The following is a 19,773-nucleotide window of genomic DNA, read 5'->3' on the forward strand; positions in this document are numbered from 1 at the left end:
GCTGGCGCGCCGCGTAGCTTTACTCCATGACGACGCCCTCCCTGCCCACCTCCCTCCTGCTCAACGGCCGCGAATTCACTTACGCCGCCATCCAGCAATACCCCGCCCACCTCGATGCGCCCGTGAACGGCTACGAAGCCAAGGCGCTGGACTTTGTGCGGCAGTGGCTGACGGGCACCCAGGAATTCGGGCTCACCACCTCCGGCAGCACGGGCACGCCCACCCCCATCACGCTGCGCCGCCGGCAGCTCGAAGCCTCAGCCCGACGCACGGCCGACTACTTCGACCTCGGTCCCGGCGACCGCGCCCTGGTTTGCCTCAATTGCGAGTACATCGGCGGCATGATGATGCTGGTGCGCGGCCTGGAACGCAACATGCACCTGACCATCGTGGAGCCGCACGCCAACCCGTTTGAATACGTGGATGCCGAGGCAGAATTTGATTTTGCCGCCTTCGTGCCCCTGCAGCTCAAGACCGTGCTGGCGGCCGGCCTGGCTTCGCGCCTCAACCGGATGAAGGCCCTGCTGGTGGGCGGCGCGCCCGCCGATGCCGCGCTGCAACAGGAGCTGCAGCCGCTGCGCGTGCCGGTGTACCTCACCTATGGCATGACCGAAACCTGCTCGCACGTGGCCCTGCGCCGCCTCAACGGGCCCGACGCCAGCCACACGTTTCGCGTGTTCACCGGCATTGCGGCGGGGCAGGACGAGCGCAGCTGCCTCACCCTGCGCGGCGACGTGACCGACGACCAACTCATCGTGACCAACGACCGGGTGAATTTGCTGGATGCCCACACGTTTGAGTGGCTGGGCCGGGCCGATTTTGTGATAAACTCCGGCGGCGTGAAAGTGCCGGCCGAGAAGGTAGAGTTGGTGCTCGACGTGGCCCTGGCCGAAATCGGGCAGCCGCGGCGCTGCTTCGTGGCCGGGCAGCCCGACGAGCGCCTGGGCCAGGCCGTGACGGCCTTCATCGAAGGCCCGGCCCTGGCGGCGGCGGCGGAAACGCAGCTGCACGCCCTGCTGGCCGAGCGCCTGGGCCGCTACGAGCAGCCCCGGCAGCTGCGCTACGTGACCGAATTTGCCGCCACGGCCTCGGGCAAGCTCGACCGGGCCGCCACCTTGCGCGGCCTGTAGCCATTGCTGCCGGGGCGGGCGCAACTGCCTTTAGCTGCTAGTTTTGAAGCGGCCCGGCCTCATTGCCGGCCGTATTTCAGATGATGCAGCGGCTGCGGTTGGAATTTTGGGGGTGCCTGCTGGTGCTGCTGGCGCTGGGGGGCACGGCGCGGGCCCAAACCGACTCTACGGCCACGGCCGCGCCCGATTCAACGGTTATCGACCGCGCGGGCGGGCTCACGCCCCCACCGGCCGGGCTGCCGTCCACCGAGTTTGAAACCTACAACGTGAACGGCGCGGGGGTGCGCTACACGGCGGCCCTGACGGGCCTGTTCACCACGGGCACGGTGGAGCGGGTCTACTTCAGCACCAGCCACACCGGCAACCTGGCGGCGGGGCGCTGGCTGTTTCCGGCCGCCGCGAGCTACAGCTACGGCCGGCAGGCCGGGGCCCTGCGCGAGCAGGAGCTGCTGCTGCTCATCACGCCCGCTTACCGCCTGGGCAAGTGGAAGGTTTACTCGCTGGCCGAATACGAAACCAGCAACCTGCGCGCCATTGACTACCGCCGGGTGCTGGGCGGCGGGGTGGGCCGCCAACTCTACGCCGACACCACGGCCAACGAAGTAGCCCTGAGCACCTTTTTGCTGGATGAAAGCACTTACTACGACGCCGCAGAGCCTTTTCGGCGGCACACTACCCGCAACTCGACGCGGCTGAAGCTGCGCCTGAGCCGGGGTATGGTTAGCGCGTCGGCGCTGCTGTTCTACCAGCCCGCGCTCGGCGACCCCGGCCGGGACTACCGCCTGAACAGCTCCACCGTGCTGGCCTTCAAGCTGTACCAGCACCTGGCCCTGAACCTGGCGTACGCCTTTTCCTACGAAAGCGTGGTAGTGCAAGACCGCAGCCGGGCCAACGGCACGCTTTCGGTGGGTTTTGCTTACAGCTCGGGCAAATGAGGCGGCGGCCCGGCCCGCGACCTGCTCCGCGGGCCCGCCCGGCAACCGGCCGAATTTCGCCAAAGCGCTAGCTTTGCCAGGCATTTTCCCACCTGAGTTCCCTTTTTTCTATGAAACGTATGCTTTTGCCGGCGGCGCTGCTGCTGGGCTCCCTTTCGGCCGCGCACGGCGCCACTCATCCGCCCGTGACGGCGAAAACGACCACCCCGCCCGGCGACGAATTCAAAGTCGTGAGCGAGCAGTTTGCCGACCTGCGCATTCTGCGCTACCGCGTGCCCGGCTTCGAGACGCTGTCGGCCAAGCAGAAAACGCTGCTCTATTACCTCTACGAGGCGGCCTTGAGCGGGCGCGACATCATCTACGACCAGAACTACAAGCACAACCTGCGCGTGCGCCGCACCCTGGAAGCCCTGTGGCCGGCCAACCAAAAGAAGCTGACCGGCGCCACGGCCGCCGACGCCCAGAAGCTGGCCGTGTACGCCAAGCGCGTGTGGTTTTCCAACGGCATTCACCACCACTACTCCACCCGCAAGTTCCTGCCTGAGTGCTCGCAGGCGTACTTCGCGGGCCTGGTGCGCGCCGCCGACCCCAAAACCCTGCCCCTGGAAAAAGGCGAAACCGTGGACAAGTTTCTGGCTTTCATTACGCCCGTGATGTTTGACCCCAACGTGGCGCCGAAGAAGGTGAACCAGGTGGCCGGGCAAGACCTGATACAAACCTCGGCCACCAACTTTTACGAGGGCGTGACGCAGGCCGAAGCCGAGGCGTACTACGACAAGAAAATCGACAAGAAAGACCCGAAGCCCATTTCCTACGGCCTGAATTCCAAGCTGGTGAAGAACAGCGCCGGCCAGATTGAGGAGCGGGTGTGGAGCAGCCAGGGCATGTACGGCCCGTCCATCGGCAAGATTGTGTACTGGCTGAACAAAGCCCTGACCGTGACCGAAACGCCCGAGCAGAAGGACGCCCTGACCAAGCTCGTGGCCTTCTACCAGACCGGCGACCTCAAGACCTGGGACGCCTACAACATTGCCTGGGTGCAGGACACGAAGTCGCTGGTGGACGTGGTGAACGGCTTTATTGAGGTGTACGCCGACCCGCTGGGCTACCGCGCCAGCTACGAGTCGGTGGTGTCGTTCAAGGATTTGGAAGCCACCAAGCGCATCAAGGCCATCGGCGACCAGGCGCAGTGGTTTGAGGACCATTCAACCATTCTGCCCCAGCACAAGAAGAAAAACGTGGTGGGCATCACGGCCAAGGTGATTACCGTGGTGGTGGAGTCGGGCGACGCGGCCCCGAACACGCCCATCGGCATCAACCTGCCCAACGCCACCTGGATTCGGGCCGCCCACGGCTCGAAGTCGGTGAACCTGGGCAACATCGTGGAAGCCTACGACGTGGCCAGCGCCACCTCGGGCTCGCTCGACGAGTTTGCCCGCACGGCCGAAGAAAAAGCCCGCGCCCGCCAATACGGCGCGCTGGCCGGCAAGCTGCACACCGACATGCACGAAGTCATCGGGCACGCCTCGGGCCAGATAAACCCCGGCGTGGGCACCACCAAGGAAACCCTGAAAAGCTACGCCTCGGCCCTGGAAGAAGGCCGCGCCGACCTGGTGGCGCTGTACTACCTGCCCGATGCCAAGCTGCAGGAAATCGGGGTGGTGAACTCGCCCGACGTGGCCAAGGCCGAGTACGACAGCTACTTGCGCAACGGCCTCATCACGCAGCTCACGCGCCTGCAGCCCGGCGAAACCGTGGAAGAAGCCCACATGCGCAACCGCCAGATGGTGTCCAAGTGGGTGCTGGAGCACGGCAAGGCCGACAAGGTGGTGGAAATGGTGCAGGAAAACGGCAAAACCTACGTGAAAATCAACGACTACGCTAAGCTGCGCACGCTGTTTGGCGAGCTGCTGCGCGAGTTGCAGCGCATCACGAGCGAAGGCGACTACGCGGCCGGCAAAAACCTCATCGAAACCTACGGCGTGCAGGTCGACCAGGCCTTACACAAAGAAGTGCTGGAACGCTACCGCAAGCTCAACATCGCGCCGTACCAGGGCTTCATTCAGCCCAAGCTGGTGCCGGTGATGAGCAAAAGCGGCGCGATTACCGACGTGAAGGTGGAGTATCCCACCAATTTTGCCCAGCAGATGCTGGAATACGGCCAAAAATACCGCACCCTGCCGAACTACAACTAGTGCGGTGGTGAGCTAACCTACAAACCAAAGCGGCGCTTCCCGTTGGGAGGCGCGGCTTTTGTTTGCCAATCGGCCTGTCACATTACTAAAAAACCGCTTGCCGCAGGAGTTTACGAAACTCATCTCCCCTGGGCATTTCATAAACTTTGATTTGTAAACGAGTTTGATGCACTTCCACTGGCCCGCGAAATAGCTGGCAGGGCTTGCCAGTGCTTGTTCAAGCAAAGGAGCCAATAAGTTCTACTAGTATACTTAACATAATAGCCCCTAAGGCCTTAGAGCCGACGCCGAAAGGCTGCAAGCATCAGGGCCCCGCCAAGCCCTGAAACAGCTACTGTACCCCAGAGCCACCAATCTTCCCGCATGTGAGGTCTAAACATCAAATGGCCATGGTTACCAACGGTCATCACTAAAAGTGTTGAGACGCCTATCAAGAGCAGTAGGACCGCATAGCTTATCATCAGTGACGTTTTCATCAGTAACGAAGAAAGAAGCTTTACTGCAAATAGGAAAAGCAGTTCAGCTAAACGGTAGTATTCCTAACTCAAGTTTGTAGAATATTACGGACATCGTGAACACCAAACCCGTGTGCCACTAACGCCTAATTAAGGGCGTCCTGTTTGTCATCTCGACTCGGCAGGTTGCTGAAGCGTTGCAACTGACTTCTATCGACTCATGAAATTCGGACTCAGTGGGCAGCGACAACGTTATTCGCGCCGCAGGCCCTCCTGCGAAAAAAGAGGGTCTTTCTGCTTCAGCACCTTCACCAATTCGCCCAAAAACACGTTGGCGCGCAGGTAGAACACGGGGCCGTTGAGCTCTTTTTGCACGGCGACGGGCACGAAGGTGGGCTGCCGCCACCCGATGCCCGTGCCAAAGCCGGCCCAGTGCAGCAGCCGGTACTGGGCCGCGAAAGCCGGCTCCACCACGCCCAGGAAGTCGCGCGGGGTTTTGTCAAGGTCGCCGTCGTCGGCTTCGTAAAGGACGTAGACCGAGCCGAGGCCGAGCTGCAGGTTGGCGCTGAGCTCCCAGCGGGGCTTTTCGAGCAGCACGTAGCCGGCGTAGGCCGCCAGGTAGCGGAAACGGAGCTGGGCGTCGGCGTCTTCGGCGGCGTTGTCGGGCTTGGCCTGGCGGGTGGGCACGCCGGTGCTGAGGAAGTAGATGGCCGCCCCGGTGCGGAAGCGGCTCTTGAACTCCAGGCCCAGCTTCAGCCCGTTAATGGTGGTGAGGTGGTGGTTGATGATGGAATAGCGCGAGTCGTACTGCACCACGAAGCGGTTGCGCGGCAGGCGGGGCACCAGTTTGCGGCCCACCACGGTGTCGCGCTCGGCGGGCGCCCGCGCCTGGGCCCAGCCCACCGCGGGCCACAGCAGCCCTCCCCACAACACAACGCGCAACAACCAAACCATAGCGAAACGAAGTACGGCCCGGCCCCGCCGAAGTTGTAGCAAGGTCGCAACCGGCCAAAACAGGCCGGCGGGCACTGCCCGGCAGACGTTTCATTCAACCAGATACTTTAGCAACAGGTTTATTTTGCCAAGGCGGCGTTGAGGGCGGCCACGGTGGCCTCGCCCGCACTCGGGCGCCCGGCGTGGCCGTCGAGGATGCGGCCGTCGCGCCCGATGAGGTAATAGCGTGGGATGGCATTGATGAGGTAGGCGGCCTGCACGGGGCCGTCGAAGTCGTGGCCTGGCACCCGGGCGTGCACGCTGTTGGGGCTGGCCAGGGGGTGCTTGGCCAGGGCTTTTTTCCAGGCGGCGACGTCAGCGTCGACGGACAGGTAGAGGAACACCACGTCTTTGCCCTCAAACTGCTTTTTGAGCACGGTGCTGGCCGGCATTTCGGCCAGGCACGGCCCGCACCAGCTGGCCCAGAAATCGACGTACACCACCTTGCCTCTGAAATCGGCCAGGGTCACCGGTTTGCCGGCGGCGTCCTGCGCCACGAAGGCCGGGGCCGGCGCGCCCGCCGAGACTTTCAGGTTTTTCTGGTAGGTGTCGCGAATCGCGCGCGCGTAGGCCGAGTCGCGGTTGAGCTGCCGGAAAGCGGCCAGCAAGGGCGTGGCCTGGGAGGCGTCGTGCTCGGCGAGCAGGTTGGTGAGGTACTTGGCCACGGCCAGGTCGCGCACCGGGCCTTCGCCAAACTGCCGCGTGGCCCGGGCATACAGCTCGTGGCCGGTGGGAATGCTGTCGTTGGGCTCGAACTTATTGGCCGCGTAGCTGTCGAGGAAGGCGATGAGCTTGCCGTTGCTCATGGCCAGGGCCGAATCCTGGGCCGGGCGCAGGGCGGCCAGCGGGGCGTAGTAGTTGGCCGGCAGCGCGGCGCTGAGGTTGGCGGGCACCGCTTCGCCCTTGGGCGTTTGCTGCTTCATGAACTCCCGAATGATGGGGTAGGTGAGCAGGTTATCGGCGGCCTCGAAGGCGGCGTGCTGGCGCGCATAGGCCCGAAACACGGCCGGGAGCGGGTGCGTGGCGGCGTAGGTTTTGAGAAACGCCAGCCGTTTTTTCTGAAAGGCGGCTATGCGGGCCTGCATCTGGGCGGGCATGGCCGTGGTCATCGTCACGGCCGAAAGCGGCGAGGCCAGGTACTTGTCGTCGTCATCGAAGCGCAGGTAGCTTTGGGCCAGGAAGTTGTTGGCATTGGCCCCGGTGCCGGTGAAGCGAATGGTTTCGTCGAACTTCGTGGGGTCAATTGTGAGGCGCAGGTGGTCGCCGGGTGTGAGAAACAGCCGGCTGGTTTCCTCGCCGTGCGCAAACTCGCCTTCGGTGGGCGCCGTCAGGCCGGGCAAGGTCACCGTGAAATCGCCTTTCGCATCGAGGCGCGCCACTACCCGGTGCAGCGGCCGCCAGGAAAGCGGTTCCAGGCCGTAGGAGATGGCCACTGTCTTGCCCTGGGGGTGCGTGACGTGGCCGCTCACAACGGTGGTGGCCCGGGCCGAAGAAAACCCACCAGCCAGCGGCACCACCAGCACCATCAAGCGAAGCAAACGGGCCAGGAATCGTAACGGAAACGCCATACTGTAAGTCAGATTAATAGGGTTTCGTAAATGTAATCCAGGCCCATTACCAAACCTACTTTGGCAACGAGGCCCCGCCTCGCAGGTTTCTTCGTCACCTTTTCCCCGCCCCTGCGCCGTCCGAAACACCGTGGCTATCTGATGACTTGTCGCGCGAGGCCGATGCCGTGAAACGATGACGCCCGGCGGCTTATTTTCCCAACGCGGCGTTGATGGCGGCCACGGCTTCGGCGCCGCTGCTGGGGCGCGGGGCGCTGCGGGTAATAATGCGGCCGTCGCGCCCGATGAGCCAGTAAGTGGGGTAGCCCGTCACCTGGTAGCGGCTGGCCACGTCGTCGCCCTCGGGGCTGCGCAGGTGGACGCTGGCGGGGCTGGTGAGGTGCTCGGCGGCCAGCACCTGCTGCCACTTGTCGGCTTTATCGCCCACCGAGATGTAGACAAAGGCCACGTCGCGGCCTTTAAATTTCTTCTTCAACTCGTTGCTGGCGGGCATTTCTTTCATGCACGGGCCGCACCACGTTCCCCAGAAATCGAGGTAGAGGACCTTGCCGCGCAGCTCGTCCAGCGTCACTTTTTTGCCCTCGTTATTCAGCAGTGCGAAAGCCGGCGCGGGCCGGCCCACCCGCACGGCCAGCTGCCGGCCGATGAGCGTGCGCAGGTCGCGGGCCATGGTGGAGTCGTGGTTTTCGACGCGGAAAGTGGGGTACGCGGCCAGCACGCCGTCGAGGTCGGAATCAAGCTTCCAGCTGTAGAGCTGGTACATCGCCCGGTCGCGGGCGGCCGTGCTGGGCCCGAAATCGGCCCGGGCCTGGGCGTAGTAGCGACGGGCCAGGCCCGGGTCGGTGCTGAGTTTGCCCAGGGTGAGGACGAGGCGGTTGCCGTAGTTGGTTAGAAAGTTCATCACGGCCATGTTGCCGTTGAGGCCCCGGTCGCCGAGGTACTGGTCAAAGTTTTTCAGGGGCAGCTGCTGCAGAAAATCGAAGTACGTGACCGGCAGTACGGAGTCCTGCGTGGTGCGGTAGCCGGCATACAGGAGCAGGCGGCTGGCCCAGGTCAGGTCGATGTCGAGGGTGCGCTCGCGCACAAAACCGGCGGGCAGCGGGTGGGCCTGGGCGAAGGTGGCCAGAAAGCTGCGGCGGGCCCGGTGGTCGTCATCGACCTCCTGGCGCAGCTGGGCGGGCGTGGGCTGGGCCGTGGACGCAGGGTTTGCTCCGGGACGGGACGGGTCAAACTCGAATTTCCACAGCGCCTGCGCCATGTAGTTGCTGGCATTGGCGCCGCGCCCGGTGTAGTGCAGGGTTTCGTCGAAGCGCGGGAAATCGAGGGTCATGTGCACATCGTTGCCGGGCGCGAGGTAGAGGCTGGTGCGCTGGCCGGCATAGGAAAACGTAATGCCCGTAATGCCTTTCAAATCCGGCACCGTCATTCTGAAATCGCCGGCGGGGCTGAGCACCGCCCGCACCCGTTGGTGGTAGAGGTGCTTGTGGTATTCGAGCCGAACCGAGTCGCCGGCCGGGGCGTGGTCGAGGTGGCCGCTGAGCACGGCGGCGGTGGGGGGCGTGGGCGCGGCGGCGGGCAGCAGGCGTAGCGCCGCGCTCAAAGCAAGCGCAGGTAGTGAAAGCAGCATAAGGCTAGGCATGGCGTGAAAACTCGGGTGTGGAAAGGTAAGAATCCGGCTCTTCGCAATTGGTTGCTTCGCCCGCCGCCCCCGCCGCTTCGCCCCGTCGAATTTGTCGCTTCGCCCCGGTAGGTCTGGCGGCCGGTCCCGCGAAAACGTAAGTTTGAACCAGTTATTCTAGTGCCGTCACGCAAGCGGCCGCGAAGTTTCCGCAGCAACGGCCAGCTCCTGATGTTCTGGTTGCTGGTTGGCAAAAGACCAAGAACGAGAAATCAGCAACGAGAAACCCGTAACCAGTACCAACCGCTATGCTCACTCCCGATTCCGCGTTTCAACTCGTCAATCCCGTGGCCCTCATCGGCTGGGCGCTGCTGGTGCTGGCCCCGCGCTGGCGCGGCACCCGCGCCCTGGTGCTGGGCGGCGTCCTGCCTCTGCTGCTGGCCGCTACGTATGCGGCGCTCATCACGGCGCACTACCTGGGGCCGCACGGCGGCGAGGGCGGCTTTGGCTCGCTGGCCGAGGTGGCGGCGCTGTTTCGCGACCCGTGGGCGCTGCTGGCGGGCTGGGTGCACTACCTCTGCTTCGACCTGTGGACCGGGGCCTGGGAGCTGCGCGACGCCCAGCCGCGCGGCGTGCCGCACTGGCTGCTGGTGCCGTGCCTGTTGCTCACCTTCCTGTTTGGGCCGGTGGGGCTGCTGCTGTACTTCGGCATTCGGCAGCGCTACCCGCTGCCGGCGCAGGCGGCTGTTTCATCATTGACCACCTGAGTCCTGCCGCACCCAATGGCTCTTATTTCAGAAATCCTGCTGTGGTTGTTTGTGCTGAACCTGGGCGTGGCCACCGGCGCCGGGCTGTTTGAAACGCGCATCGTGCTGCCCCAATGGTTCAGCCGCACGGCCACCGGCTACGCGGTGAACGGCGAGGCCATGCGCGCCACCGACACGGGCCGCCGCTTCTGGGGCATGGTCACGACGCTGCCCCTCACCCTCCTGACGCTGGCCAACCTGGCCGCCGCCGGGCTGGCCTCGCCCCCGCTGCACGACTGGTGGCTGGCCGCCGCGCTGCTCACGCTGCTGGAAAGAATTGGCACGTTCGGCTTTTTCATTCCCACCGCCCTGCGCCTGCAGCGCGCCGACGCCCGCCAACCCGCCGCCACCAGCCGGCTGATAGCCTGGTGGCGGCGCCTGAACTACTTGCGCCTGGCCCTCAACCTGCTGGCCTGGCTGGCCGCCTTGCGCGCCTTCTCCCTGCTGCCGCTCAGCAGCTGAGGCCGCTCCCGAAACCAGCCGAAGCGTGCCGGGCCACCGCCCGTGGCCGGCCCCGGCATGCGCAAAGGCCGGACTATTCGCCCGATTCATCGCCCAATCATTTCACCTTTCCGCTTTTCGTATCTCATGAAAACTGCCCTGCTTCCGGTTTCCATTTTCTCAACGGCTGCGGCCTCCTCGTCCGCCACTTCGTCGCTGCGCACGGCCCTGAGTGTGCTGCACCGCGTGAACCCCGTGCTGTCCTGGACGGGCTGGCTGAACGTGGGGCTGGCCGCGCTGGCCCTGGCGCTGCTGCCCTTCGACCACCGCCTCGTGACGGGCACGCTGGTGTGGGTGAAGCCGCTGAAGTTCTCGCTCTCCATCATCGCCTACGCCTGGACGCTGGGCTGGCTGCTGGCCGACTTGCCGGCTGGGGTGCAGCGCAGCGTGCGGCGCATCAGCCGGGGCGTGGCGGCCAGCATGCTGGTGGAGCAGGGCGTCATCTTTTTTCAGGCGGCGCGCGGCACCACCTCGCACTACAACGCCAGCACGGTTTTCAACGAGGTGCTGTTCACCCTGATGGGCCTTTTCATTGCCCTGAACACGGCCATGACCGTCTGGGCGATATACCTGACCTGGCGGCACCGGCCGCACGGGCCGGCCGGCTACGTGTGGGGCATGCGCCTGGGCTTGGTGGTTTTCCTGGTGGGCAGCGTGCTGGGCGGCATGATGATTCACAACCTGCAGCACACGGTGGGCGCGCCCGACGGCGGCCCCGGCCTGCCCGGGCTGGGCTGGAGCACCCGCGCCGGCGACCTGCGCACGGCCCACTTCCTGGGCATGCACGCCCTGCAAGCCCTGCCGCTGCTGGGCTGGGCCCTGAGCCGCTGGCAGCCGCGCCGCGCCGCGCTGCTCACCTGGGCCGGGGCCGCGCTGTATGCCGGGGCCGTGGCGGGCTTGTTTGCGCTGGCCATGGCGGGGCGGCCGCTGTGGGCCGCGTAACAAATCAGGGCTTCTTTTTCACGCTTTTTAGCTGGTTGTTTTATGTCTGCCAAAGGATTTTTGACCGTTTTGCGGGCGGCTTTGCTGCTGTTGCTTGGGGTAGTTTGCGGGCAGCCGGTGGCGGCCCAGGGACGCAAGGCGGGCCCGGTGCTTCCGGCCGGGGAAATGCGCTTTCTCACCTCCGATTCGGTGGAGCTGTTTGTGAAAATAGCGGGCCGCGGGCGGCCCTGCCTGGTGGTGCACGGCGGCCCCGGCGCGGGTAGCTACGGCTTGGAGCACCTCGGAGCCCAGGCCCTGGAAAGCCAGTTGCAGCTCATCTACCTCGACCAGCGGGGCAGCGGCCGCTCGGCCAGCTCGCCGCGCCGGGCCTACGGGCTGGCCCGCCAGGTGCAGGACCTGGAAGAGCTGCGCCAACGCCTAAACCTGCCGCAGTGGACACTGCTGGCCCATTCCTTTGGCGGCGTCATCGCCACGGCCTACGCCCAGCGCTACCCCAGCCGCGTGAGCGGGCTCATTCTGGTGAACGCCGTGCTGAACCCCACGGCCTCGCTGGCCAGCATGGTGCATTACGGCGACAGCCTGCTGCCGGCCGCGGCCCGCCCGGCGCTGCCCGCCACCGCGCCGCTGCCCCAGCGCTTCGGTGCCGTGATGCAGGCCCTGGGCCAGCAACAGCTGGCTTACCAGCTGCAATACGCCTCCGATACGGCCGCGGCCCGCGCCGCCCGCGTGGTGCGGCAGTCGCCGGGCAACCACGACTTTGCCGCCCACGTTTTCGATTTTGCGGATTACGGCCAGGACTACGCCCCGGCCACGGCCCAGTTGCCGATGCCGGTGCTGGTGCTGGCCGGGCATGACGACTTCACGGCGGGGCCGCGCGCCTACCAGGCGTTTCGGTTTCCGCGGCAACGGGTGCTGCTGCTGCCGGGCCGGCACAACCTGCTGCAGGAGCAGCCCGCGCAAACCCAGGCCGCCGTGCGCACCTTTGTGGCCGCCCTGCCCGCCGTTCGCTAACTGCTGCCCATGCTTGCTTCTCCGTCTTTGCGCGACCGCCGCTTTGTGCTGGGGGGCATTCCGCTGCTGAGTTTGGTCATCACGGCCTTCAACCTGCCCAGCGGGCCCTACGGCCGGTGGCCCCTGGTGCTGGTGCACTGGCTCATTTCGCTGTATTTCACCACCGGCTACTGGCTGTGCACCCGGCAGCTGTGGGGCTGGCTGCTGCGCCGCTTCCCCAGCCCCGAGCAGACGCCGCGCCGCCTCTGGACCCTGGCCGGCCTGGCCGTGGCGACGACCTCGGCCGCCACGGTGGTGCTCACGCTCCCGCTGTGCGCGTTGCTGCCCGACTTCTTTTCCATGGAGCCGGGGCAGCTGCTGCGCGAGGCGCGGTTTAGCCTGCTGCCCACCGGGGTGGTGCTCACGCTCTACGAGTCCATGTATTTCTTCGAGCAGTGGACCGCCAACCTGCGCCGCGCCGACCAGCTAACCCAGGCCGCCACCCAAGCCCAGCTCGACGCGCTGCAAAACCAGCTCGACCCGCATTTCCTGTTCAATAACCTGAACACGCTGGCCGCTCTCATCGAGCCGGACAACGCGCCCGCCCAGCAGTTTGTGGAGCAGCTGGCCGACGTGTACCGCTACGTGCTGCTGGCTCAGGGCCGCGCCACCGTGCCGCTGGCCGAGGAACTGGCCTTCGTCGAAACCTATCTGGAACTGCACAAGGCCCGTTTTCGGCAGAACCTGGTGGTGGAAATGGCCGTGGCGCCCGCCGCGCTGGCCCGGCACGTGGCGCCCCTTAGCGTGCAGCTGCTAGTAGAAAACGCACTGAAGCACAACGTGGCCTCGCGCGAGCACCCCCTGCACCTGCGCCTGCAAGCCAACGACGACGCCGATAGGCTGCTGGTTGAAAACACGCTGCGGCCGCGCACGGCCGGGCTGGCCCCCGGCACCGGCACCGGCCTCGATAACGTGCGCCGTCGCTACGCCCTGCTCGGCGCGGCCCGGCCCGTAGAAGCCAGCCGCGCCGCCGGGAAATTTGTGGTAGAATTGCCGCTGCTGCCCGCCTCCGTCCCCCGCCTGCCATGAACATTCTGCTGCTCGAAGACGAGTACCCCGCCGCCGAGCGCCTGCAACGGCTGCTGACCCAGGCCGCGCCCGAAGCGCAGGTGCTGGCCGTGCTCGACACCGTGAGCAGCGCCCTGGCCTGGCTGGCCGCCAATCCGGCCCCCGACCTCATCCTCAGCGACATTCAGCTGGCCGACGGCCTCAGCCTGGAAATCTGGGAGCAGGCCGTGGTGCCCAGCCCGGTCATCTTCACCACGGCGTTTGACGCGTATGCCATCCGGGCTTTCCAGGCCAACAGCGTGGCGTATTTGCTGAAGCCCGTGAAGCTGGCGGAACTGCAGGCGGCCCTGGCCAAGCTGCGCCAGTGGGGGGATTTAAGAGTTAAAAGTGAAGAGGTAAGGGGTAATTCAGTAGCGACCTCAGCTCTTAACTCCATCGAGCATTTGCTCGACGCCCTCCCCCGCCCCGGCCGGCCCTACAAAACGCGGTTTCTGGTGCGGCAGGGCGAGCAGCTGCTGCCGCTGCCGGTGGCGGAAGCGGCCTGGTTTCTGAGCCGCAACGAAACCGTGACGCTGGTGGCCACCGACGGCCGCCGCTTCGTGCTCGACTACACCCTGGAGCAGCTCGAAAGCCTGCTCGACCCGGCTCAGTTCTTCCGCCTCAACCGCCAGGTGATTGCCCAGCTGCCGGCCGTGCGCCGCCTGCACCCCCACTTCAACGGCAAGCTGCTGGTGGAGCTGCACCCCGCCGCCCCCGAGGAAGTGCTGGTGAGCCGCGAGAAAGCCCCCGCCGTGAAAGCCTGGCTGGAAGGCTAGCGGCTGTGAGTCAACCTCAAGAAGGGCCAGCGCCAAACCACCCAGCGACTGGCGCTTCGGCAACGACAAAGCTACCGCCCCCTCCCGCCGCCGCACCGGCGCCGAGGAGGAGCGCCGCCCGGCACAGTAGGGTCCGTTTCGGCGTATCTTGTTGGTCTAATTCCTCCCTTTGCTATGACTGCGATTAAACTGAAGAGCCCCGTGCTTGAACGCCTCAGCGACGAAGAGTTCTACCAGTTCTGCCTGGACAACCGCGACCAGCGCATCGAGCGCGACGCCGACCACCAAATCACCATCATGCCTCCCACCAACTCCGAAACCGGTGCTGCCAACAGCGAATTGAATTACCAGTTGTCGCATTGGAACCGCCAAAACGCCAGCGGCATTGTGTTTGATTCTTCCGCCGGATTCACGCTCGACACCGGGGCCATGCTCTCGCCCGATGCCAGCTGGATAGCGCAGGAACATTGGGACGCCCTCGCCCCGGAAAACCGCCGCGGCTTCGCCCGCATCTGCCCCGATTTTGTGGTGGAACTGCTCTCGCCCACCGACCGCCTCACCGACACCATGCGCAAGCTGGAGCACTGGCTCGCAGCTGGCGCCCGGCTGGGCTGGCTCATCGCGCCCGGCACCGAGTCGGTGTACATTTTCGAGCCCGGCCAGCCCGTGCGCCCCGTCGTGGGCTTCGACCAGGACCTGGTGGCCGGGCCGCTGCTGCCTGGCTTCAAGCTGGAGCTGCGCCGCCTGCGGATGAACTAGAACACTACCACCTGTCATCCTGAGCGCAGCGAAGGACCTTCTCACCAAAGAACGGTTGGCAGTAATTGAGACGATGCGAACGGGTAAGGTCCTTCGCTACGCTCAGGATGACAGGTTTATCCCGCCAGCCCTACCGGTCCAGCCAGCTCTTGAACACGTTCACCTTCTCGCGGCTCACCAGCACCTGGGCGTCGGGCGCGGCGGGTTTCAGCACGGTTTGCAGGCGGGAATTGGTGTAGTGGATGATGTCCTGAATGGCCGACTGCTGGGCCAGGTAGGCGCGGTTGAGGCGGAAGAAGCGGCGCGGGTCCAGCAGGCCTTCGAGCTGGTCCATGGTGTAGTCGACCACGAACTTGCGGCCCTCAGTGGTTTGCAGGAAGGTGGCTTTTTCGAGGCTGAAGAAGTAGGCAATCTGGTCGACGGGCACCACTTTCAGGTGCTCGCCCACGCGCACCACAAACTGCGACTTGTAGCTGGCGGCGGGCGGCGCGCCCTGCTGCATCTGCTGCACCAGCTGGGCCAGCAGCGCGGGGTCGAAGGCGGCGGCAGGCGCGGCGGGCTGGGCGGCGGGCAGCCGCTCGCGCAGCTTGCGCAGGGCAGCGGCTAGCTCCTCTTCGTCAATGGGCTTCAGCAAATAATCCACGCTGTTCACCTTGAAGGCTTGCAGCGCGTACTGGTCGTAGGCGGTGGTGAAGATGACCGGGCAGCGCACCGCCGTTTGCTCGAAAATCTCAAAACTGAGGCCATCGGCCAGGTGAATGTCAAGAAACAGCACGTCGGGCGCGGGCTGGGTGCTTTGGAGCAGGGCCACGGCCTGGCTCACCGACTCGGCCGTGCCGAGGACCTGCACGGGCTCGGGCTGGCGGGCCAGCAGGTCGGCCAGCCGGCGGGCAGCCAGGGGTTCGTCTTCGACGATGAGGGCGCGGAGAGGCATAGAATATTGCTTGCGGATGATTTAATAACCGTCATGCCGAGCGCAGCGAAGCATCTTTACCGCCACCACTACTCATTTACTGCTGCGGTAAAGATGCTTCGCTGCGCTCGGCATGACGTTCAACAGGCTTTGTGCGATTACAGCGTCAGCAGCGGCAAAGAAACCACGAATTCTCCCGCTGCTTCCCCCATTGCCACGGGTTTGTCGGTGAGGAAAGCGTAGCGGGCGGCCAGGTTTTTCAGGCCCTGGCCGGAGGCCTCGCCCGGCGCGAGGCGGCGCGGGCGCAGGGTGTTGCGCACGGTGAGGGTGTGGGCAGTTGGGTCCAGGGTCACGGCCACGCGCAGGGGGTCGGCCTGGAAGGCGGTGTTGTGCTTGATGACGTTTTCGAGCAGCAGCTGCAGGGCCAGCGGGGGCACGAAGTAGGCACTGAGGGCGGCGGGCGACAAGTTCATTTCCACGGCCAGGGCGTCGCCGAGGCGGGTTTTCTGCAGGTACAAATAGCTTTCGGCAAAGCGCACCTCGTCGGCCAGCGGCACCAGCTCCTGGCTTTCGCTGTCGAGCACGTAGCGGTACACCTGCGAGAGCTGCCGGATGAAGCGCACGGCCCGCGGCGGGTCGTTTTCCTCCACCAGACTCGTCAGCGCGTTCAGCGAATTGAACAGAAAATGCGGGTCCACCTGCCGGCGCAGGGAGTCGAGCCGGGCCACGGCGGTTTCCTTTTCGGCGCGCTCGGCGCGCACGGCGGCTTCGCGCCAGCTCAGAAAAAACGAACGGCTGTGGTTGAACAAGGTGATGATGAGCGTGACCCCCAGCGGCACCAGCACCTGCCCGTACATGGCGGGGCGCCACAGGTTGGCCAGCGGCTCGTGCGTCACCAGCAGCAGAAAGCCGGCCTGAATGAGCAAAATGACGGCCACCGAGCCCACCACGCACACCGCCAGCGTGGCCAGCAGGCGGCGCAGGGGGCGCTCGGCCCACGAGATGCGGCCGTTGAGCCAGTCCACCGCGAAGCCGTTCACAAACCACAGCCCGCCGCTGTAAGCCAGCGTGATGACGAAGGTGATGACCAGCCGCGGCACGTCGGTGAGCGAGGCGGGGTTGAGCACCACCGTGAGCACCGTCGCCACCAGCAGCAGCACCCGCAGGGCCTTCCACCACCCCATGCCGGAGCGCGGGCGCGGCAGGTAGCCGTCGGTGAAGGGCGAAGCGGAATCGGACTGGGCCACGAACAGAGAGGGAAACGAAGTCGGCATCAAAGTAAGGGGAAAGAGGCTAATTGGAAGGCAGCTGCCAGAGCACCAGAACGGTCATGCTTCGACTGCGCAAACGCCAGTTCAGCATGACCGCTCTTTATTTCTATTCGCTCTCCTGTAGTGCTACTTCACCGCCGCCGTGCCGGCTGCTTCGCCGTTGATGCGGGCCAGGGTGGCGGTGGCGTTGCCTTCGCCCCAGCTCGGGCTCAGGGCCGTGGCGGGCTTGAAGGTGGCAAACAGGGCCTTCGACTTTTCGTAGAGCGGCTTGGCTTTTTCGGCCCCGCCGCCGAACATGGCGGGCCGGAAGTAGGCGTCGTTGGCCAGCACAAGGTAGGCGCGCGGGTTGTCGGGGCTGAGCTTGAGGGCTTGCTCCAGCGCCTCGTGCACGCGGCCGGTGTACACGGGGCCACGCGTCATGGGCGCGGCCTGAATGCGGCCCTGGTAGATGTAGGCGCGTAGCACCAGGATTTCGGCCTGGTCGGCGCCGGGCAGCTTCTGGGCCTGGGCCAGGGCGGCTTCGGCCTGGTCGAGGAGCTTGTCGGCCTGGTCGCTGTCGGCGCCGCCGAAGGCCAGCTTCAGGTAGCCGCGGGCCTGGTAGTAGCGGGGCAGCCAGTCGGTGGGCCGGGCGCTGGCGGCGCGCTCCAGCTTGGCAATGGTGGCGGGCAGGGCGGCTTTGTCGGCCGTGTTTTGCTCGGCAATGGTGGCGGCCAGCAGGGCCGTGTAGGCATCGGCGGGGGCGGTGATGGCCGGGGCGGCGGGCGTCGTCGCGGGTTGGGTTTGGGCCGTGGCGGCGAAGGAGGCGGCAAGGGCGAGGGCGAGGGTCAGAAATGCGGTTTTCATGGGGAGCGGGGGTTGGGATGAATCGTTTGCGTGATTGATGATTCAAAGGTGGCCCCGCCCCTGCCCGCCCGGAAATCCCCGTTGCCGAAGCGTCATTTGCGCCGGATGAAGCGGCGCGGGGTGCCGACGACGCGGCGGCCGCTTGTGCGGCGTGGCCGGCGCGACCAAGCCGCATTAAAAAGAACAGTCATGTCGAGCTGGTCGAGACATGACGGGCGCGCACCGGCATAAAAAATCGACGGCCCGCCATACGCTTGCAACCCCTGGCCCGTTAAGGGGCATCTTTCCGTCAATTCCTTACTCCCAATCCCTACTTCCGTGCCCTCTCCCCTACGCCTGGCCCTCGGAGGCCTGCTGCTGGCAGCCCCCAGCCTGAGCCACGCCCAAACCGCCGAGCCCGCCCAAACCACCGCGTCCAGATGTTACGTGGGCCTGGCCGCCTACCACAGCAACTTCCAGAACCTGGCCAGCTGGCGCTCGGGCGACAGCGGCTTCCGGGTGCCGGTGCAGCTGAGCGGCGGCTACCAGCTGCGCCCCCGCCTGGCCCTGGAGCTGGGCGTGGCCTACAGCGTCCGCACCACCCGCTACGCCTACGACAGCTACTATTTTAACACCAGCGGCGTGGCCCCGGCCTATTATCAGTATAGCAACACGACCACCGGGCGCACCACTTCGGTCACGGCGCTGGCCCGCTACGGCCTCACGCGCCAGCCAGCCCACCGCTTTCAGGCCCAGGCGCTGGGCGGCCTCACGTGGGTGCACCGCAGCTTTTACTCGCGGGGCTTCGAGGGCGATAACCTCTCCGGCACCCTCCAGTCGGTTCCCTTTGAAACCCGCGGCACCATGAACGACCTGCTCCTGACCGCCGGCGTGGGCCTGGGCTACCGCCTGAGCCCGCGCTTCGCCCTCAACCTCGACCTCACCACCAACTACGACCTGCGCCGCTCCGATACCTTCGACCAGTACACGGGCAGCGCCGCCCTGGGCGTGCGCTACCGGCTGGGGAAGTAGCCCCGGGGCTGCCAGGACAATAAAAACGGCCGCCCCTGACTGGGACGGCCGTTTTTCGAATCTGAGCGCAGCAAGGCGCTTAGCTGGATAGGGTGTCTTTGTGGGCCGTCACGTCCTGAATGGCCTTGTCGAGGACCGCCAGTTGGCCGTCGACCTGGTCGTCGTCCACTTCGGCGAGGAAGGCCGTGGGGCCGGTGGTGGCTTCGCTGCTGAGCTGCAGGTTGTCGCGCCGCGACGTGGCGTTGATGAGGGCGCGCTTGGCCGTGCGCAGCTCGACCGGCGTGAGGCCGGGGCGGGCCACGTCGGTGGTGTAGCGGGCCACGTCGGCGGTGGCTTTGGCGAGTTGGGCGGCCACGGTGGTGGCCCGGTCGGTGGCCACCCCGTCGGCGTACGCGTCGTTGGAGTCGCGGTGCGCGTAGGCGCCTCGTTCTTTGGTGAGGCCAATCAAGGCTTGGTCGCACTCGGCTTTGGTGGTGAGCAGGTTCAGGTTTGCCATTGGGGTATGGGGTTGGAGTGGGAATAAAAATGGTTGAATTCAAATGTAGCAGGCCACGTAAGTCCCACAAAGCCATTCCCAACAAAGGACAAAAGCGGTGCTTGTTTCCCAGTTTGGGGCGGGCGGACTTAAGGCGGGAGCGTATAAAAGCAAGAAGGCATGGAACGGCTGTCATCCTGAGCGCAGCGAAGGACCTTCTCACCAAAGAACTTTACCGTTCCATAGTGAGAAGGTCCTTCGCTGCGCTCAGGATGACAGCCGTTCCTTTTTACCCCTCCCCTTCCCCCAGCAGCGCCCCGAGCGCGGCGGCCTCCCCCTCCAGCGCCAGCGCCCGCTGCTGCCCCAGGTGCCACTCGGCCAGCGCCTCGGGCGGCAGGGCCAGGGGCAGGGGTGGGCCGGGGCGCTGGGCCGGGCCGTGCTGGCGGGCGTGCTGGCGGGCCTGCTCAGCTACGCGCTGAACTACG

At 65.6% G+C, this 19,773-nt stretch carries 19 protein-coding genes; 11 read left to right on the forward strand and 8 right to left on the reverse strand.

What is annotated here, in order from left to right:
• The first annotated feature begins 26 nt into the window (after positions 1 to 26).
• From I2H31_RS08005 to I2H31_RS08015, 3 genes are all read left to right on the forward strand, one after another.
• Complete coding sequence (locus I2H31_RS08005; protein ID WP_196292459.1) at positions 27 to 1,130, forward strand: AMP-binding protein; 1,104 nt, start codon at positions 27 to 29, stop codon at positions 1,128 to 1,130.
• An 80-nt stretch (positions 1,131 to 1,210) separates the two neighbouring features.
• Entirely contained in the window at positions 1,211 to 2,065 is an 855-nt protein-coding gene (locus I2H31_RS08010; protein ID WP_196292460.1) for a DUF481 domain-containing protein, read from the forward strand.
• 110 nt (positions 2,066 to 2,175) lie between these two features.
• Positions 2,176 to 4,260 (forward strand): dipeptidyl peptidase 3, encoded by a 2,085-nt coding sequence (locus tag I2H31_RS08015; protein ID WP_230687532.1) that lies wholly within the window; start codon positions 2,176 to 2,178, stop codon positions 4,258 to 4,260.
• A gap of 707 nt (positions 4,261 to 4,967) precedes the next feature.
• Here I2H31_RS08015 and I2H31_RS08020 read toward each other — a convergent pair.
• The 3 genes from I2H31_RS08020 to I2H31_RS08030 all read right to left on the reverse strand — a co-directional run bounded on the left by I2H31_RS08020 (position 4,968) and on the right by I2H31_RS08030 (position 8,876).
• Complete coding sequence (locus I2H31_RS08020; protein WP_196292461.1) at positions 4,968 to 5,669, reverse strand: hypothetical protein; 702 nt, start codon at positions 5,667 to 5,669, stop codon at positions 4,968 to 4,970.
• Positions 5,670 to 5,788: 119 nt separating this feature from the next.
• Positions 5,789 to 7,276, reverse strand: a complete 1,488-nt coding sequence (locus tag I2H31_RS08025) for a TlpA family protein disulfide reductase (protein ID WP_196292462.1) — start codon at positions 7,274 to 7,276, stop codon at positions 5,789 to 5,791.
• Positions 7,277 to 7,466: 190 nt separating this feature from the next.
• Positions 7,467 to 8,876 carry a TlpA family protein disulfide reductase gene (locus tag I2H31_RS08030; protein ID WP_196292463.1) on the reverse strand — a complete coding sequence of 470 codons (1,410 nt, stop codon included), beginning with the start codon at positions 8,874 to 8,876 and terminating at the stop codon, positions 7,467 to 7,469.
• 326 nt (positions 8,877 to 9,202) lie between these two features.
• On the opposite strand from I2H31_RS08030, the gene I2H31_RS08035 reads away from it, so the two are divergent.
• The 7 genes from I2H31_RS08035 to I2H31_RS08065 all read left to right on the forward strand — a co-directional run bounded on the left by I2H31_RS08035 (position 9,203) and on the right by I2H31_RS08065 (position 14,775).
• Entirely contained in the window at positions 9,203 to 9,661 is a 459-nt protein-coding gene (locus I2H31_RS08035) for an ABA4-like family protein (RefSeq protein ID WP_196292464.1), read from the forward strand.
• A gap of 15 nt (positions 9,662 to 9,676) precedes the next feature.
• On the forward strand, positions 9,677 to 10,162 hold the full coding sequence (locus I2H31_RS08040; RefSeq protein ID WP_196292465.1) for a DUF1772 domain-containing protein: 486 nt from the start codon (positions 9,677 to 9,679) through the stop codon (positions 10,160 to 10,162).
• Positions 10,163 to 10,288: 126 nt separating this feature from the next.
• Entirely contained in the window at positions 10,289 to 11,143 is an 855-nt protein-coding gene (locus tag I2H31_RS08045; RefSeq protein ID WP_196292466.1) for a hypothetical protein, read from the forward strand.
• A gap of 165 nt (positions 11,144 to 11,308) precedes the next feature.
• Positions 11,309 to 12,154 (forward strand): alpha/beta fold hydrolase, encoded by an 846-nt coding sequence (locus tag I2H31_RS08050; RefSeq protein WP_196292467.1) that lies wholly within the window; start codon positions 11,309 to 11,311, stop codon positions 12,152 to 12,154.
• 9 nt (positions 12,155 to 12,163) lie between these two features.
• Entirely contained in the window at positions 12,164 to 13,222 is a 1,059-nt protein-coding gene (locus I2H31_RS08055; protein ID WP_196292468.1) for a sensor histidine kinase, read from the forward strand.
• Complete coding sequence (locus tag I2H31_RS08060; RefSeq protein ID WP_196292469.1) at positions 13,219 to 14,016, forward strand: LytR/AlgR family response regulator transcription factor; 798 nt, start codon at positions 13,219 to 13,221, stop codon at positions 14,014 to 14,016. The genes I2H31_RS08055 and I2H31_RS08060 overlap by 4 nt, the downstream gene beginning before the upstream one ends.
• Positions 14,017 to 14,190: 174 nt before the next feature.
• The gene (locus I2H31_RS08065; protein ID WP_196292470.1) at positions 14,191 to 14,775 is read left to right on the forward strand and encodes a Uma2 family endonuclease; all 585 of its coding nucleotides are present in this window, start codon (positions 14,191 to 14,193) and stop codon (positions 14,773 to 14,775) included.
• A gap of 130 nt (positions 14,776 to 14,905) precedes the next feature.
• Here the strand turns inward: I2H31_RS08065 and I2H31_RS08070 are convergent, their stop codons facing one another.
• From I2H31_RS08070 to I2H31_RS08080, 3 genes are all read right to left on the reverse strand, one after another.
• On the reverse strand, positions 14,906 to 15,709 hold the full coding sequence (locus I2H31_RS08070; protein ID WP_196292471.1) for a LytR/AlgR family response regulator transcription factor: 804 nt from the start codon (positions 15,707 to 15,709) through the stop codon (positions 14,906 to 14,908).
• A 137-nt stretch (positions 15,710 to 15,846) separates the two neighbouring features.
• Entirely contained in the window at positions 15,847 to 16,962 is a 1,116-nt protein-coding gene (locus I2H31_RS08075) for a sensor histidine kinase (protein WP_196292472.1), read from the reverse strand.
• Between the two features lie 123 nt (positions 16,963 to 17,085).
• Complete coding sequence (locus tag I2H31_RS08080) at positions 17,086 to 17,802, reverse strand: hypothetical protein (protein WP_196292473.1); 717 nt, start codon at positions 17,800 to 17,802, stop codon at positions 17,086 to 17,088.
• Positions 17,803 to 18,120: 318 nt separating this feature from the next.
• Between I2H31_RS08080 and I2H31_RS08085 the strand changes: the two genes are divergently transcribed.
• Positions 18,121 to 18,813 (forward strand): outer membrane beta-barrel protein, encoded by a 693-nt coding sequence (locus I2H31_RS08085; RefSeq protein ID WP_196292474.1) that lies wholly within the window; start codon positions 18,121 to 18,123, stop codon positions 18,811 to 18,813.
• Positions 18,814 to 18,892: 79 nt separating this feature from the next.
• Here I2H31_RS08085 and I2H31_RS08090 read toward each other — a convergent pair whose 3' ends face one another.
• Both I2H31_RS08090 and I2H31_RS08095 read right to left on the reverse strand, forming a co-directional pair.
• Complete coding sequence (locus I2H31_RS08090) at positions 18,893 to 19,309, reverse strand: hypothetical protein (protein ID WP_196292475.1); 417 nt, start codon at positions 19,307 to 19,309, stop codon at positions 18,893 to 18,895.
• Positions 19,310 to 19,577: 268 nt separating this feature from the next.
• The coding region (locus I2H31_RS08095) for a hypothetical protein (RefSeq protein WP_196292476.1) at positions 19,578 to 19,773 on the reverse strand (196 nt) is incomplete at its 5' end.

This window comes from Hymenobacter ruricola, assembly GCF_015694525.1.
Taxonomy (GTDB): domain Bacteria; phylum Bacteroidota; class Bacteroidia; order Cytophagales; family Hymenobacteraceae; genus Hymenobacter; species Hymenobacter ruricola.